At 55.8% G+C, this 15,238-nt stretch carries 13 protein-coding genes; 12 read left to right on the plus strand and 1 reads right to left on the minus strand.

Annotation, left to right across the window (positions count from 1 at the left end):
* Position 1: 1 nt before the first annotated feature.
* The 5 genes from SIB88_RS08215 (at position 2) to SIB88_RS08235 (ending at position 5,187) form a co-directional block, all read left to right on the plus strand.
* Complete coding sequence (locus SIB88_RS08215) at positions 2-691, plus strand: ABC transporter ATP-binding protein (RefSeq protein ID WP_068518459.1); 690 nt, start codon at positions 2-4, stop codon at positions 689-691.
* A gap of 1 nt (position 692) precedes the next feature.
* Positions 693-1,124 carry an acyl-CoA thioesterase gene (locus SIB88_RS08220; protein WP_068518458.1) on the plus strand — a complete coding sequence of 144 codons (432 nt, stop codon included), beginning with the start codon at positions 693-695 and terminating at the stop codon, positions 1,122-1,124.
* Positions 1,117-1,512 carry a RidA family protein gene (locus tag SIB88_RS08225; protein ID WP_068518457.1) on the plus strand — a complete coding sequence of 132 codons (396 nt, stop codon included), beginning with the start codon at positions 1,117-1,119 and terminating at the stop codon, positions 1,510-1,512. Before SIB88_RS08220 ends, SIB88_RS08225 begins: the two co-directional genes overlap by 8 nt.
* 229 nt (positions 1,513-1,741) lie before the next feature.
* Positions 1,742-3,193, plus strand: coding sequence for a sigma-54-dependent transcriptional regulator (locus SIB88_RS08230; protein ID WP_412557833.1), 1,452 nt, complete (start codon positions 1,742-1,744; stop codon positions 3,191-3,193).
* Complete coding sequence (locus SIB88_RS08235; protein WP_412557834.1) at positions 3,190-5,187, plus strand: cache domain-containing protein; 1,998 nt, start codon at positions 3,190-3,192, stop codon at positions 5,185-5,187. Before SIB88_RS08230 ends, SIB88_RS08235 begins: the two co-directional genes overlap by 4 nt.
* Positions 5,188-5,229: 42 nt before the next feature.
* On the opposite strand, the gene SIB88_RS08240 is transcribed toward SIB88_RS08235, so the two are convergent.
* Positions 5,230-5,652, minus strand: coding sequence for a VOC family protein (locus SIB88_RS08240; protein WP_412557835.1), 423 nt, complete (start codon positions 5,650-5,652; stop codon positions 5,230-5,232).
* A gap of 465 nt (positions 5,653-6,117) precedes the next feature.
* Here SIB88_RS08240 and SIB88_RS08245 point away from each other — a divergent pair, with 465 nt between their 5' ends.
* From SIB88_RS08245 to fdhD, 7 genes are all read left to right on the plus strand, one after another.
* The gene (locus SIB88_RS08245) at positions 6,118-7,851 is read left to right on the plus strand and encodes an OFA family MFS transporter (protein ID WP_412557836.1); all 1,734 of its coding nucleotides are present in this window, start codon (positions 6,118-6,120) and stop codon (positions 7,849-7,851) included.
* A gap of 303 nt (positions 7,852-8,154) precedes the next feature.
* The gene (locus tag SIB88_RS08250; RefSeq protein ID WP_228195687.1) at positions 8,155-9,048 is read left to right on the plus strand and encodes a LysR family transcriptional regulator; all 894 of its coding nucleotides are present in this window, start codon (positions 8,155-8,157) and stop codon (positions 9,046-9,048) included.
* Between the two features lie 122 nt (positions 9,049-9,170).
* Positions 9,171-9,644 carry a formate dehydrogenase subunit gamma gene (locus SIB88_RS08255; protein ID WP_101247819.1) on the plus strand — a complete coding sequence of 158 codons (474 nt, stop codon included), beginning with the start codon at positions 9,171-9,173 and terminating at the stop codon, positions 9,642-9,644.
* The gene (locus SIB88_RS08260) at positions 9,641-11,197 is read left to right on the plus strand and encodes a formate dehydrogenase beta subunit (protein WP_412557837.1); all 1,557 of its coding nucleotides are present in this window, start codon (positions 9,641-9,643) and stop codon (positions 11,195-11,197) included. Before SIB88_RS08255 ends, SIB88_RS08260 begins: the two co-directional genes overlap by 4 nt.
* Before the next feature lie 4 nt (positions 11,198-11,201).
* Complete coding sequence (gene fdhF / locus SIB88_RS08265) at positions 11,202-14,081, plus strand: formate dehydrogenase subunit alpha (RefSeq protein WP_114113798.1); 2,880 nt, start codon at positions 11,202-11,204, stop codon at positions 14,079-14,081.
* Between the two features lie 95 nt (positions 14,082-14,176).
* Positions 14,177-14,401: a formate dehydrogenase subunit delta gene (locus SIB88_RS08270; protein ID WP_068518448.1), complete on the plus strand. Its 225-nt coding sequence runs from the start codon at positions 14,177-14,179 to the stop codon at positions 14,399-14,401.
* Entirely contained in the window at positions 14,398-15,207 is an 810-nt protein-coding gene (gene fdhD, locus SIB88_RS08275; protein ID WP_101247822.1) for a formate dehydrogenase accessory sulfurtransferase FdhD, read from the plus strand. The genes SIB88_RS08270 and fdhD overlap by 4 nt, the downstream gene beginning before the upstream one ends.
* The last annotated feature ends 31 nt before the right edge of the window (positions 15,208-15,238 follow it).

Raw genomic sequence — 15,238 nt, forward strand, 5'->3', positions numbered from 1 at the left:
TATGACTGCACTTCTCGAACTTAGTGGCGTGACCGCCTTTTACGGCGCATCGCAGGCGCTTTTTGGTATTGATTTGACGCTTAATGAGGGCGAGGCCGTTGCCCTTATGGGCCGTAACGGCATGGGCAAGACCACCACGATCAAAACCATCTGTCGCATGATGGAACATCGTGATGGTTCGATCCGTTTTGCCGGTCATGATCTTGCGAAAATGCCATCGCACAAGGCGGCCCGTCTGGGCCTTGGTCTGGTGCCCGAAGGACGCCGGTGCTTTGCTCGCCTCAGCGTGACTGAAAACCTGATTGCCGCTGCCCGTTCCGGGGAATGGGATTTTGACAAGGTCGCCGAACTGTTCCCGCGCCTTGCCGAACGGCGCGATCAAAAGGCCATGACCCTTTCGGGTGGTGAACAGCAGATGCTGGCCATCGGGCGCGCATTGATGACCAATCCGCGCTTGCTGATCCTGGATGAAGCAACCGAGGGGCTGGCCCCCGTGGTGCGTCAGGAAATCTGGGCGGCGATCAATCAGCTCAAACAATCGGGTCTGACCATCCTTGTGGTCGATAAGTCGCTTAAGGAACTTTCAGGGGTGGCTGATCGCTATGTCGTCGTTGAGAAGGGCGTTACCGCCTGGACCGGTGCGGTGAACGAACTGACCGACGATCTGGCCGATCGGTATCTGGGGGTCTGACATGGCTGTTTTCACCTATCGGCAGAAAGTCCTGTTTCAACATTGCGATCCGGCGGGGATTGTCTTTTATCCGCGCTATTTCGAAATGGTGAACGCGACGGTCGAAGAATGGTTTGACGCGGTCATCGGATGCGGGTTTCCGACCATGCATGGCCCGATGCAGGCCGCCGTTCCGACGGCGGGGCTGACCATCGCCTTTACCGCGCCAAGCATGTTGGGTGATCAGCTGGAATTTCGTCTGGAACCGATCCGGATCGGACGATCAAGTCTTGAGCTGGAAATCGCAGCTTTCGCAGGTGACGAGCAACGCCTGAAAACAACGGTAACACTGGTCTTTACCAAAAAAGGGGCCGGAAAGTCAGTGGCATGGCCAGATGATTTGCGTGCCAAAATCGAAAAAGAAATCAATCAAGTGGTAGAAAACAATGCATAAAATCGTTCAGCCAGACGGATGGAAAGAGCCCAAGGGATATGCAAACGGTGTCCTTGCACAAGGTGCCACCCTGTATATCGGCGGACAAATTGGCTGGAACGAAGATCAGGTCTTCGTTGCCAAGGACTTTGTCGGACAGATGGAACAGGCGCTTAAAAACATTGCCGCTGTTCTTGATGCGGCGGGTGGCAAGCCCGAACATCTGACCCGCCTGACCTGGTATGTCACCGACAAACAGGAATATCTCGCCAAGCAGCGCGAAGTTGGTCGTGCGTATCGCGATGTTCTTGGCAAGAACTTCCCGGCCATGACCATGGTCGTGGTCAGTGCCCTTGTCGAAGACGAAGCCCTGCTTGAAATCGAAGCCACGGCGGTTATTCCGAACTAGTTAGCCCGGGTAATTCAACCAGGTAGTGATGCAAAAGGCGGCTTCAAGGCCGCCTTTTGTGATTTCTGGAAACATTTGCAAATATCGCAAAGCCTTGCGAACCGGCGGGGTTCGGGGGCAGGGGGCGACGTTTTGCATTTCATGTATAGCTGCACTAAGCTTTTGCGAACTGTACTCGACTGAGTAAGACCTATAATAAAAACAATAATAAGTTTCTGCGGAGGACGTCATGAGATCGACCGTTATGGGCGCATCGGACGGGACGGCGCCAACTGTTGGCAATGACACGGCTTTTAACGCGCCGGGACCGGAATTCGGTCCGTGGCTTGAAAAGGCATCAATTCTGATCGTCGATGACGAACCGGGCATGCGCAACTTTCTGGTCCGCACATTGGGCCCGCGCGCCAAACGGGTCGAAGAAGCCGCCGATTGCGAACAGGCAACCGCCTTGCTGGATCAGCACCATTTTGATGTCGTGATCCTTGATAACATCATGCCGGGCAAAAGCGGTGTCGAATGGCTGACCGAACAACGCGAAATCGGCTTCTTTTCCGACGCCATCCTGATGACGGCCTATGCCGATCTTGATACAGCGATCAAGGCCCTGCGTGCCGGGGCGGTTGATTTTGTTCTCAAACCTTTCCGGTCCAACCAGATTTTGAACGCGGTCGCCCGCTGTCTGGACCGGATGCGCTTGCGGCGTGAAAACCATGTGTTGCGCCATGAATTGCGCGCAACATCCGATCACGTGCTGCTGCGTGACAAACTGATCGGCTATTCCCCGCAAATTCAGGAAATCCGCGAAACCATCGCGCGTGTGGCACCGCTTCCGACATCGATCCTGATTTCGGGACAAAGCGGAACGGGCAAGGAAGTCACCGCCCGTTCGCTGCATGCCCTGTCGGACCGCGCGCAAAAGCCGTTTGTGCCGATCAACTGTGCCGCCATTCCGTCCGAAATGATCGAGGCGGAGCTGTTTGGTCATGTCAAAGGTGCCTTTACCGGTGCACAGACCGCACGCGACGGTCTTTTCATGCATGCCCAGGGCGGTACCCTGTTTCTTGATGAAGTCGGCGAATTGTCACTGGCCACCCAAAGCAAGCTTTTGCGTGCAATCGAAAGTCGCCGTATCCGTCCGGTCGGATCCGAACGCGAAGCGCCGGTCGATCTGCGCTTTATCTTTGCGACCAATGCCGATCTTGAGGCAGAAGTCGAAGCCGGGCGTTTCCGTGCCGATCTGTTTTACCGCATCAATGTCATGCATATCGAAATGCCGCCCTTGCGCGAACGCGGGGATGACGTGCTTGAACTGGCTGAATTGTTCATGGCCAAATTGTCCAAACAGCTTGGCGTGCGCCAGGTCGCGATGGACAGTGCCGTGCGTGCCGGACTGACGCGCTATGACTGGCCGGGCAATGTACGTGAATTGCGTAACCTGATTGAACGGACATTGATCCTTGGGCGGTTCCCCAACGAATTCCGCGACGAAACCGCCGATCACGGGGACCATGGCGATCAGGATGCTGCGGTCGAAAGCGACGAAACCCTTGATGAAATGGAACGCCGTCACATTGTGGCGATGTTGCACAAAACCGGTGGCAACCGGAATGAAGCGGCCCGGCGGCTTGGCGTTTCGCGCAAGACGATCGACCGCAAATGCGCCAGCTGGGAACAGGAATGATACTGTTTTCCGGATCATCTGTTGATCGGCCAAAACGCACACGCTCTGTGCGCTTCAAGCTTTTGGCGATTGCGCTTTTGCCAACGCTTGTCATTTTGCCATTGTTGCTTGGCGTGATGATGGTGCGCTGGAACTCCAAGTTTGATGCGCTGCTGACATCGAAAGTCAGTGGCGATTTGACGATTGCCCATCAATATTTCACCCACATTCTTGATAATACCGGCGAACAGATCGCTGCCCTTGGACAATCTGTCGCCTTTCGCAATGTCCTGACTGCGGATGATCCCGATGCGCTGGCATCGCTTCTGTCGCAACGCAAACAGGCGCTTGGTCTTGATTTTCTTTATCTTGCTGATGGCGGAACATCGGGACAAACGACCGGTGACTGGCCGGTCATTGCCAGCGCCTTTGCCGGGCGGTCATCAACCAGCATCGATATTTTCAGCAATACCGACCTGATGGGGTTTTCACCCGACCTTGCGGCACGGGCGCGTGTTGACCTGATTGATACGCCCAACGCGGTTCCGACCACGCGCAATGCCGAAACCCGCGGCATGGTGGTCCATTCGGCAAGTCCGGTTGAATTGCCATCGGGCAAACGGGCGGCCCTGGTCGGCGGGATATTGCTGAACCAGAATTTGGGCTTCATCGATACGATCAATGATCTTGTCTATCGTCAAAGCAGCCTGCCCGAAGGCAGTCAGGGGACCGCAACCCTGTTTCTTGATGATGTGCGCATCAGCACCAATGTTCGGCTGTTTGCCGACCGTCGTGCTTTGGGCACCCGTGTTTCAAGTGTCGTGCGCAAAACTGTTCTTGAAGACGGCCGGGTCTGGCTTGATCGCGCCTTTGTGGTCAATGACTGGTATATTTCGGCCTATGAACCGATCAAGGACAGTTTCGGCAAACGGGTCGGGATGCTGTATGTCGGTTTCCTTGAGGCCCCGTTTGCCCAGACCAAATATGAAAGCCTTTTGATCCTGATCGGGGCATTTTTGTTTGTGGCGGCAATGTCGGTGCCGATCTTCCTGCGCTGGGCGCGCGGCATCTTCAAACCGCTTGAACGCATGGCCAACACCATTGGCCGGGTTGAAAGCGGTGATCTGTCGGCGCGAACCAACCTTGATCAGGTCCAGGACGAAATCACGCTGGTTGCCGATCATCTTGATGATCTGCTTGATCAGGTTCAGGAACGCGACAAACGTCTTCGCGCCTGGAATGATCAGCTCAATGCCCGTGTAGATGCGCGCACCCGCGAATTGCGCGATGCCAATCGGGCGCTTGAAACCACGACCAAGCAGCTGATCATGTCCGAAAAACTGGCCGCGATCGGCGAAATTACCGCCGGTGTGGCCCATGAAATCAACAATCCGGTCGCTGTTCTTCAGGGCAATCTGGATGTTGTGCGTGATCTGCTTGGCGATCATGCAAAGATCGCCAATACGGAATTCCGCCTGATTGATGAACAGGTCAACCGGATCAATCTGATCGTGACCAAGCTTCTGCAATTTGCCAAACCCGAAGAATATGCAGGCTTTGTCGAACGCCACAGTGTCGCACAGGTGATTGATGACTGCATGCCGCTGGTTGCCCATTTGCTCAGCCGTGCCGATATCGAGGTCGTGCGCGAACATCAGTCAACCCGACTGGTTCTGATGAACCGCACCGAATTGCAACAGGTGCTGGTCAATCTGATGGTCAATGCCCTGCACGCAATGCCGGACCGCGGCACATTGACCCTGATTGACGAAGACGCCGATCACGATGGCCGTCCGGGGATACGCATCACCGTGCGCGATACCGGCATTGGCATGAGCGAAGATGTCCTGAACCGGATTTTCGATCCGTTCTATACAACCAAGCGGCAGCAGGGAACGGGTCTTGGTCTGTCGATCACCAAGACCCTGATTGATCGCCAGGGCGGCCGACTTGATGTTCAAAGCACATCGCAAAAGGGCACAACCTTTACCATCTGGCTGCCCGAAGCAGGCTAGGGCACAGACCCGGCCACCGGTTTGCGGGCGTAACAGATGCCCTCAAACACCAAAATGGACATGTCCGTTGGCACCAATGGTCCAGGCCGGGTTCCATGCGATTTCCCATGCATGTCCGTCCGGGTCGGCAACATAGCCCCGCAATCCACCATAGGGTGGTGCATCGGCCGGGCGCAACATTTTGCCACCCGCCGCGATCAGCCGGTCCATCAGTTCACCGACCTGATGGCCATCTGCGACATTATGGGCAAGTGAAAAGGCCGATGGACCATCGCCTTCGGGGCGTTGCATATCATCAAGCAACGCGTCCTTTAACCATGTTCCCAGAACGAACCCGTTCATCTGGTAAAAACTGATATCGGCATTTTCAAACACCGGGACCCAGCCAAAGCCGCGCTGATAAAAGCGCCGCGACCGGTCAAGATCGTTAATTCCAAGCGTAATGACAGAGATTTGCTGTTGCATGGCCATTCCTTTCTGTTGGCGTGCGCACATTGCACACATCCTGAAAGTCATGGGCCGTTACAGTGCAACGGAAGGACCCGCATCTGCGGGGGCCGGGCCAACCGCACCGACCTAACCTGTTTTTGACCCTTTATGGCTACCAGATCGGCATGAAAAAGCAAGGTCCGTATCGCCGAAATGCCTGCTGCCCGGGCAGAGATACGCTGTGAAATGTTGCATTTGCGAGTGGACATTTTGTCTTGATACCACCTTGGCGGGTGGAAAAAGTTGGACATTTTGTCCATGCGCGTGCGGTGCAATATGGGGCAATTTAAGGGCGAAGTGGCGGAAATCATGGCATTTTTTCGGATGGCACAGCGATTGCGATAAAGAGGGTTCGGGGTTCTACCGTGGTTGCCCTGCACAATGCCTTCAACCGGGGGTGGGCAAGGCAAGAAGATCAAAATGCCGGGAGGTAACAACGACATGTTTGATAAGCTTAAAAAAGAACATATCGTCGCCAGCGACGATTTTAACCGCTGGAAGGTGCCGCCAGCGTCTATTGCAATTCATCTATGTATTGGCTCTGTGTATGCATGGAGCATTTTTAACCCGCCACTGATCAAGGAATTCGGCGTGGTTGCAGCAAGTTCCGGTGACTGGGGCCTGCAATCCGTTGTCTGGATTTTCTCTGTTGCGATCGTAAGCCTGGGTCTTGCTGCTGCATTTGGCGGCAAGTGGCTTGAAGAAGTCGGCCCGCGTATGGTCGGCGTTGTCGCAGCTTTCTGCTGGGGCGGTGGTTTCATTATTGGCGGTCTTGGTATTGCCAGCCATCAATTGTGGCTTGTCTATCTTGGCTATGGCGTGATTGGCGGGGCCGGGCTTGGCCTTGGCTATGTGTCGCCGGTCTCGACCCTGATCCGCTGGTTCCCGGACCGTCGCGGGATGGCAACGGGTATGGCCATCATGGGCTTTGGCGGTGGTGCGATGATCGCAACCCCGATCAAGGAAGGCCTGCTTTCGGCTTTCTACAAGGTTCCTGAATATCTTGGCCCGGAAAGTGCGGTTAACCTTGTTACCGAAGGTGGCAAGCGTATGGCCGAAGTCGGTGGCCAGATGGTCGAAGTCGTTGTGGCAGGTGCCGCACAGGTTGCTGCCGCACCGGTTCCGATCGAAGAAGGCGTTTATGTTGCCGGCACGGGTAATACCGGTGCTGCCAGCACCTTCTTCACGCTCGGGATTGCGTATTTCATCGTCATGATCATCGCATCCTTCTCGTATCGTGTGCCGCGTGAAGGCTGGCTGCCCAAAGGCTGGACCCCGCCGACCGCAGACACCGCATCCAAGCGCATGATCACGCAGAAAAACGTCCATATCGATCAGGCACTGAAAACCCCGCAATTCTATCTGCTGTGGATTGTTCTGTGCTTCAACGTTACGGCGGGCATCGGGGTGATTGGCGTTGCCAAAACCATGATGTCGGAAATCTTCGGCACGACCTTGCCGCTGGTGGTCAACTCGGCCTTTGCGGCGACCTATGTGTTTATGATTTCGGTCTTTAACATGTGTGGCCGCTTCTTCTGGGCGTCCATGTCGGACTATATCGGTCGCAAGAACACCTATTACTGCTTCTTCATTCTGGGTATCGCACTTTATCTGTCGATCCCGTTTGCCGCAGAACAGGTCAGCATCAACCCGGCTGTCACCTGGCTTGTGATGTTCTATGCCGCAACCATGATCATCTTCACGATGTATGGCGGTGGTTTTGCAACCATTCCGGCCTATCTGGCGGACGTGTTCGGCACCAAATATGTCGGCGGTATCCATGGTCGTCTTCTGACCGCATGGAGCACGGCTGGCGTTCTTGGCCCGCTGGCAATCACCCAGCTGCGTCAGACCTCGGTCACCAATTCGATCAAGGACCTGGCAAGCAAGGTCGACCCGGCGGCATTCCAGGCCAAATTCGGTGCCGGTATCGAACAGCTTGATCAGCTGGTTGCGGCCAAAACCGTAACCATCGGTCGTCTGATGGAAATCGCACCGGCCGGTACGGTTGATCCGACGTCGAGCCTCTATAACACCACCATGTATGCGATGGCGGCACTTCTGGCGATTGCGCTTGTTGCCAACAAGCTGGTCCGCCCGATTGACGACAAGCACTACATGGAAACGCAGGACGGTGGTGCAACCACCGGACAGGAAGCAACTTCCAAAGCGTAACGACCTTGGGCGTCGATTGCCGCACCCTGTGATCGACGCCCGTTTGACTGACGCACCAACTTGTCAGTCATTTTTGGGGGCATGATTGGCACAGTCATGTCTTGGGTCCGGGTTCCGTTCATCCAGCCCGGACCTGCGTTCTGTTGCAGGAATAACCTTTTTGCCCGTCGGGGTAATCGGTTATCCTGCAACCAGAACACACAAGCGTCACAACGCATGTTTTCCAATCTCGCTTCGGCCCGACAATTGGCCGACTTCAACGCCCGATAAAAGCATGCCGCGAAACCGGTTGCCGGAAGTGATATGATCGACAAACTCGAAATGTTTATGGTGCTCGCCCGTGAGCAGCATTTTGGACATGCCGCCGAAGAATGCGGCGTGACCCAGCCGACTTTGTCCAGCGCACTCCGTCAGCTTGAAGACCATCTTGGTGTGGTCCTGGTCAAACGCGGGTCACGCTATCAGGGCCTGACACCCGAAGGCGAACGTGTTCTGGAATGGGCGCGCCATATTGTTGGCAGTACCCGATCCATGCGTGATGAAATGCGCGCCATGCGGTCCGGTCTGACCGGGCAGGTGCAAATTGCCGTGATCCCGACGGCACTTGCCATGGTTCATGAACTGACCACGCCATTTCGCGAAAAACATCCCGATGTCAGTTTCGCCATCCTGTCGCGCACCTCGACCGAAATTCAGGCCCTGCTTGACAATCTTCAGATCGATGCGGGCATTACCTATCTTGATAACGAACCGCTTGGTCGTGTGACGTCGATCCCGCTTTATCGCGAACGCTATCAACTGGTGACATCAAATCTTGATGATCTCGGGGATCGCAAAAACATCACCTGGCACGAAGCAGCCCAGTTGCCCCTGTGTCTGCTGACGCCTGACATGCAGAACCGCCGGATCATCGATCAGCACCTTAATGCCGCCGGGGCCAAGGTCAGTGCGACACTGGAAAGTGATTCCATGATCGCATTGTTTACCCATGTTCAGACCGGCAACTGGGCCAGCATCATGCCCGAAAAAATGGTCGACAGTTTCGGGATGCGCGATCGCGTCAAATCCATCCCGATCATCGATCCCGACGCCAGCCATACCGTCGGACTGATTACCGCAAAACGCGAACCGGCAACACCGGTGGTCTCTGCCCTGCTAAAAGAGGCAAAGCTGATTTCGGAACTCGAAACCGCCTGATTGCGCCTTGATAGGTTTTCGCTATCGCGTAACGGGATGGCTTTATTGAACGGGCACCACAGATGCCCGACACTATTAAAAACAATAAATATAACTGTAACATGCTTGAGAGAGAGGCTTGCATGTCGGAAACGACCGAGGACCAGAATGTCCGCGTCGAGGCCATTTGTGATCAGATGATCACGATGGAAGGCCCGCTCCTTCCCATTTTGCACGAAGTGCAGGAAGAGTTTGGCCATATCCCCGAAGGCGCACTTCAAACAATCGCCAAGAAACTGAACCTCAGCCGGGCCGAAGTCCACGGGGTTGCAAGTTTCTATCACGACTTCCGCGAAGAAAAGGCAGGCAAACATATCATCAAGATTTGCCGTGCCGAGGCCTGCCAGGCAATGGGGGCCGATGCGCTCGCCGATCAGGTGCGCCGTCATCTTCGCGTGGATTGGTCGCAAACCACAGCGGATCGCAAGATCACGCTGGAACCTGTTTTCTGTCTTGGCCTGTGTGCCTGTGCACCCGCAGCCATGGTCGATGGCAAGGTGGTCGGACGCGTGACCAGTGATCGTATGAACCGCATTCTTGATGAGGTGGGCGCATGACGATCAAGGTTTATGTCCCGCTTGATTCCGGTGCGGTGGCCCTTGGGGCCGATGATGTCGCAACCGCGATTGCCACCAAGGCCGCAAAGTCCGGAGCCGATATCAAAATCGTGCGCAACGGATCGTTTGGCATGTATTGGCTTGAACCGATGGTCGAGGTGGAAACACCGCGCGGTCGCGTTGCCTATGGCCCGGTCAGCACCGATGACATCGATACCCTGTTTGATGCAGATTTTCTGACCGGCGGCGATCACAAGCTTTATCTCGGCCGGACCAGCGATATTCCGTTCCTGAAAAGCCAGTCGCGTCTGACTTTCCAGCGTTGCGGTATCATTGATCCGCTGTCCCTCGATGATTACCGCGCCCATGACGGTCTGTCCGGTCTTGAGAACGCGTTGAAAATGTCGGCAGCCGACATCGTCAAGGCCGTGACTGACAGCGGCCTTCGCGGACGCGGCGGGGCCGGTTTCCCGACCGGGATCAAATGGAACACGGTGCGCGAAGCCGACGGCGATCAGAAATACATCGTCTGTAACGCCGACGAAGGCGACAGCGGCACCTTTGCCGATCGCATGATCATGGAAGGCGAACCCTTTGTCCTGATCGAAGGCATGATCATTGCCGGTCTCGCGACCGGGGCGACCAAGGGATATGTCTATACCCGTTCGGAATATCCCGATGCCATCCGCATCATGACCGAGGCGATAAAAGTTGCCCGTTCTGCCGGGGTGTTGGGCACCAATATCCTCGCATCGGGCAAGACCTTTGATATGGAAGTCCGTATGGGGGCAGGGGCCTATGTCTGTGGCGAGGAAACCTCGCTTCTTAACAGCATGGAAGGCAAGCGTGGCGTTGTCCGCGCCAAACCGCCGCTTCCCGCCCTGAAAGGTTTCCTTGGCCGTCCGACGGTTGTCAATAACGTGATTTCGCTGTGCTCGGTGCCGGTCATTCTTGAAAAGGGGCCGGAATATTACCGTGATTTCGGCATGGGCCGGTCACGCGGCACCATCCCGATCCAGATTGCCGGCAATGTCAAACATGGCGGGCTTTATGAAATCGGCTTTGGCATGACGCTGGGGGAAATCGTCGAACAGATCGGCGGTGGCACCGCATCGGGGCGCCCGGTCAAGGCGGTTCAGGTTGGCGGTCCTTTGGGGGCCTATTTCCCCCGCGAACTGTTTGACACACCCTTTGATTACGAAGAATTCGCCAAGCGTGATGGCCTGATCGGTCATGCCGGTGTGGTCGTTTTTGACGACACGGTCGACATGATGAAACAGGCGCGTTTCGCCATGGAATTCTGTGCCATTGAATCGTGCGGTAAATGCACACCGTGCCGGATAGGATCGATCCGTGGCACCGAAGTGGTCGACAAACTTGAACGTGGTGAAGATCCGGAATTGCAGATCGATCTTCTGCGCGATCTTTGTGAAACCATGAAGTTCGGATCGTTGTGCGCGCTCGGTGGATTTACGCCCTATCCGGTGATGAGCGCGATTACCCATTTCCCTGATGATTTCAAGCCGCGTGTGCTTGATATAGCTGCGGAGTAATACGATGTCCTTGATCAAAGAAGTCGACTACGGAACTCCTGCCGCCAAATCCGAAAAAACCGTCACGCTGACCATCGATGGCAAGAACGTGACCGTGCCCGAAGGCACATCGGTTATGCGGGCCTCGATGGAAGCAGGCATTCAGGTGCCCAAACTCTGTGCGACCGACATGGTCGATGCATTCGGTTCCTGCCGTTTGTGTCTGGTCGAAGTCGAAGGCCGCAACGGAACCCCGGCATCCTGCACCACACCGGCGGCAGACGGCATGGTGGTCCACACCCAGACCGAGCGGCTTAAAAAAATCCGCAAAGGGGTGATGGAACTTTATATCTCCGATCATCCGCTTGATTGCCTGACCTGTGCGGCCAATGGTGATTGCGAACTTCAGGACATGGCAGGGGCGGTTGGCCTGCGCGATGTGCGCTATGGCTATGACGGCGGCAACCATGTCGAGGTCCGCCAGAATGGTGAAGAAAATCCGCGCTATATGGCAAAGGATGAAACCAACCCGTATTTCACCTATGACCCGTCGAAATGCATTGTCTGTTCGCGCTGCGTGCGGGCCTGCGAAGAAGTGCAGGGCACCTTTGCCCTGACCATCGAAGGTCGCGGTTTTGAATCCCGTGTGTCACCGGGCATGCACGAAGATTTCCTTGATTCCGAATGCGTATCCTGTGGTGCTTGTGTTCAGGCCTGCCCGACCGCAACGCTTCAGGAAAAATCGGTCATTGAAATCGGTCAGCCCGAACATTCGGTCGTTACCACTTGTGCCTATTGCGGGGTTGGCTGTTCGTTCAAGGCCGAAATGCGCGGCGAGGAACTGGTGCGCATGGTCCCCTATAAGGATGGCCGGGCCAACCGCGGGCATTCCTGTGTGAAGGGGCGCTTTGCCTATGGCTATGCCAATCACAAGGACCGCATCCTCAATCCGATGATCCGCGAAAATGTCAATGACCCCTGGCAGGAAGTCAGTTGGGAAGAAGCCCTTCGCTTTACCGCTGACAAGTTCAAGGGCATCCAGGCCAAATACGGCAAGGGTGCGCTGGGCGGGATCACGTCATCGCGGTGCACGAACGAGGAAACCTTCCTGGTTCAGAAACTGATCCGTGCCGGGTTCGGCAATAACAATGTCGATACCTGTGCGCGTGTCTGTCATTCGCCAACCGGGTATGGCCTGAAAACCACGTTTGGGACATCGGCCGGGACGCAGGATTTTGATTCTGTCGAACATACCGATGTGGTCATCCTGATCGGGGCCAATCCGACTGACGGGCATCCTGTTTTTGCCTCGCGTTTGAAAAAGCGCCTGCGTCAGGGTGCTAAACTGATCGTGATTGATCCGCGCCGGATTGATCTGGTCCGGTCCCCGCATATCGAAGCTGTCGCGCATCTGGCGCTGCGTCCGGGCACCAATGTCGCGGTTCTGACGTCACTTGCCCATGTGATTGTGACCGAAGGCCTGTTTGACGAAACGTTTGTCCGTGAACGCTGTGACTGGGATGAATTCCAGGATTGGGCAACATTTGTTTCCGATCCGCGCCACAGCCCCGAAGCCATTGCGGGTGTCACAGGTGTTGATGCCCAGACCATGCGCGAAGCCGCACGGGCCTTTGCCACGGGTGGCAATGGTGCGATCTATTACGGGCTTGGCGTGACCGAACACAGTCAGGGGTCAACCACCGTAATGGCAATTGCCAACCTTGCCATGGCGACCGGCAATATCGGCCGCCCGGGCGTTGGCGTGAACCCGCTGCGTGGTCAGAACAACGTGCAGGGTTCCTGTGACATGGGATCGTTCCCGCACGAATTGCCGGGCTATCGCCATATTCAGGACAGTGCCACCCGCGATATCTTTGAAGATATCTGGGGGGTTAAACTTGATGACGAACCGGGGCTTCGGATCCCCAACATGCTTGATGCCGCTGTCGAAGGCACGTTCAAGGGCATCTATATTCAGGGCGAGGATATCCTGCAATCCGATCCCGATACCAAACATGTGGCAGCCGGTCTTGCGGCGATGGAATGTGTTGTCGTCCACGACCTGTTCCTGAACGAAACCGCGAACTATGCCCATGTGTTCCTGCCCGGTTCGACCTTCCTTGAAAAGGATGGCACTTTTACCAACGCCGAACGCCGCATCAACCGCGTGCGCAAGGTGATGACGCCAAAGAACGGCTTTGCCGATTGGGAAGTGACCCAGAACCTTGCCCGTGCGATGGGCCAGAACTGGAATTACACCCATCCGTCACAGGTCATGGCCGAAATTGCGGCAACCACGCCAAGCTTTGCCAATGTGACCTATGACCTTCTGGAACGCGAAGGTTCGGTGCAATGGCCATGTAATGACAAGGCCCCGCTGGGGACACCGGTCATGCATATGGATGGTTTCGTCCGCGGCAAGGGCAAGTTTGTGGTGACCGAATATGTCGCTACTGATGAACGCACCGGGCCGCGCTTCCCGCTGCTTCTGACGACCGGCCGTATCCTGAGCCAGTACAATGTGGGCGCACAGACCCGGCGTACCGAAAATACCGCCTGGCACAAGGAAGACCTTCTGGAAATCCATCCCCATGATGCCGAACAGCGCGGCATTCGCGAAGGCGACTGGATCCGCCTTGCATCGCGATCGGGCGAAACATCCCTTCGCGCCACCATTACCGATCGTGTGGCACCGGGCGTGGTTTACACCACATTCCACCATCCGGGGACACAGGCCAACGTGATCACCACCGACTTTACCGACTGGGCCACCAACTGTCCGGAATACAAAGTCACCGCCGTTCAGGTTTCCGCATCAAACGGACCATCCGAATGGCAGGTGGAATATGATCGTCAGGCCGAACAGGCGCGCCGGATCAAACCGCGTGTCGATGCCGCCGAATAGGATGCCCTGCCAGATATTGTGCTATACTCCCTTGCGCACAGTATCTGGCAAATCCTGTATCCGTTAAAAAGACCATAGCCAAAGAGTAATGAACAATGGCACCTGACAAGCTTGTCTATATGGCCAATCAGATCGCGACATTTTTCAAATCCAAACCCCACGAAGAAGGGGTGGCCGGTGTTGCCGGTCATATCAGCGATTTCTGGGAACCGCGCATGCGCAAACAATTGTTTGCCCTGATTGCCGACGGGTATGACGGGATTGACCCGCTTGTGCTTGAAGCTGCCCCGATGATCCGCAAGGTCAAGGAACCTGCATGACACCCAAGCCTTCCGAGAACCGCATCCTTGACGGGCGCGATGTTGATCTTGCCCGTGCCATTTCGCGTGATGATGCCAATGACGATGCCCCGATGATGTTGCAGCCGGAAGTTCCGGCTGCATTGACTTTCAATGGCAAGTCCCATGCGGTGATGATGGTATCGCCCCATGATCTCGAAGATTTCATGATCGGCTTTGCTCTGTCCGAAGGCATCGTTGATGACATTTCCCAGATCACACTGCGCGAAGTGCGCAAAACCCTTCAGGGCTATGTGATCGAAGCCGACCTGCATGAAGATGTGTTTGACCGTCTTGATGAACGTCAACGCACCCTTGAAGGCCGGTCGGGATGTGGTCTGTGCGGGGTGCAATCACTTGAAGCCGTCGCGATGGACAAGATCGGCAAGGTCACGCCGGGCAATATGGCTCAGGATGTCGTGTTGCAGGCCATCGACGCCTTACCCGATCATCAGACCCGCAACCGCGAAGGCGGCGGGCTTTTGCATGCCAGCGCCTTTGTCGATGTTAGCGGTAACATCAAGCTGGTCCGCGAAGATATCGGACGTCATAACGCCCTTGATAAGGTGCTCGGTGCGGTTGCCCGTCAGGGCATTGATACTGCGGGTGGCTTTGTGCTGATGACCAGTCGCTGTTCCTATGAAATCGTCACCAAAACCGTGCAATGCGGGGTGGGCGGGCTTGTGACCCTGTCGGGGCCGACCCTGACGGCCGTGAACCTTGCACGGCAGGCGGGGCTTACCCTGATTTGTCGTGAACGGCGCGGACTGTTTCGCCGGTTTGCCTGATCCGCGCACTTGCCTGATCTGGTCGCGATCA

Origin of the sequence: Thalassospira sp. MIT121401 (assembly GCF_047125595.1) — a bacterium.
GTDB classification, from domain to species: domain Bacteria; phylum Pseudomonadota; class Alphaproteobacteria; order Rhodospirillales; family Thalassospiraceae; genus Thalassospira; species Thalassospira povalilytica.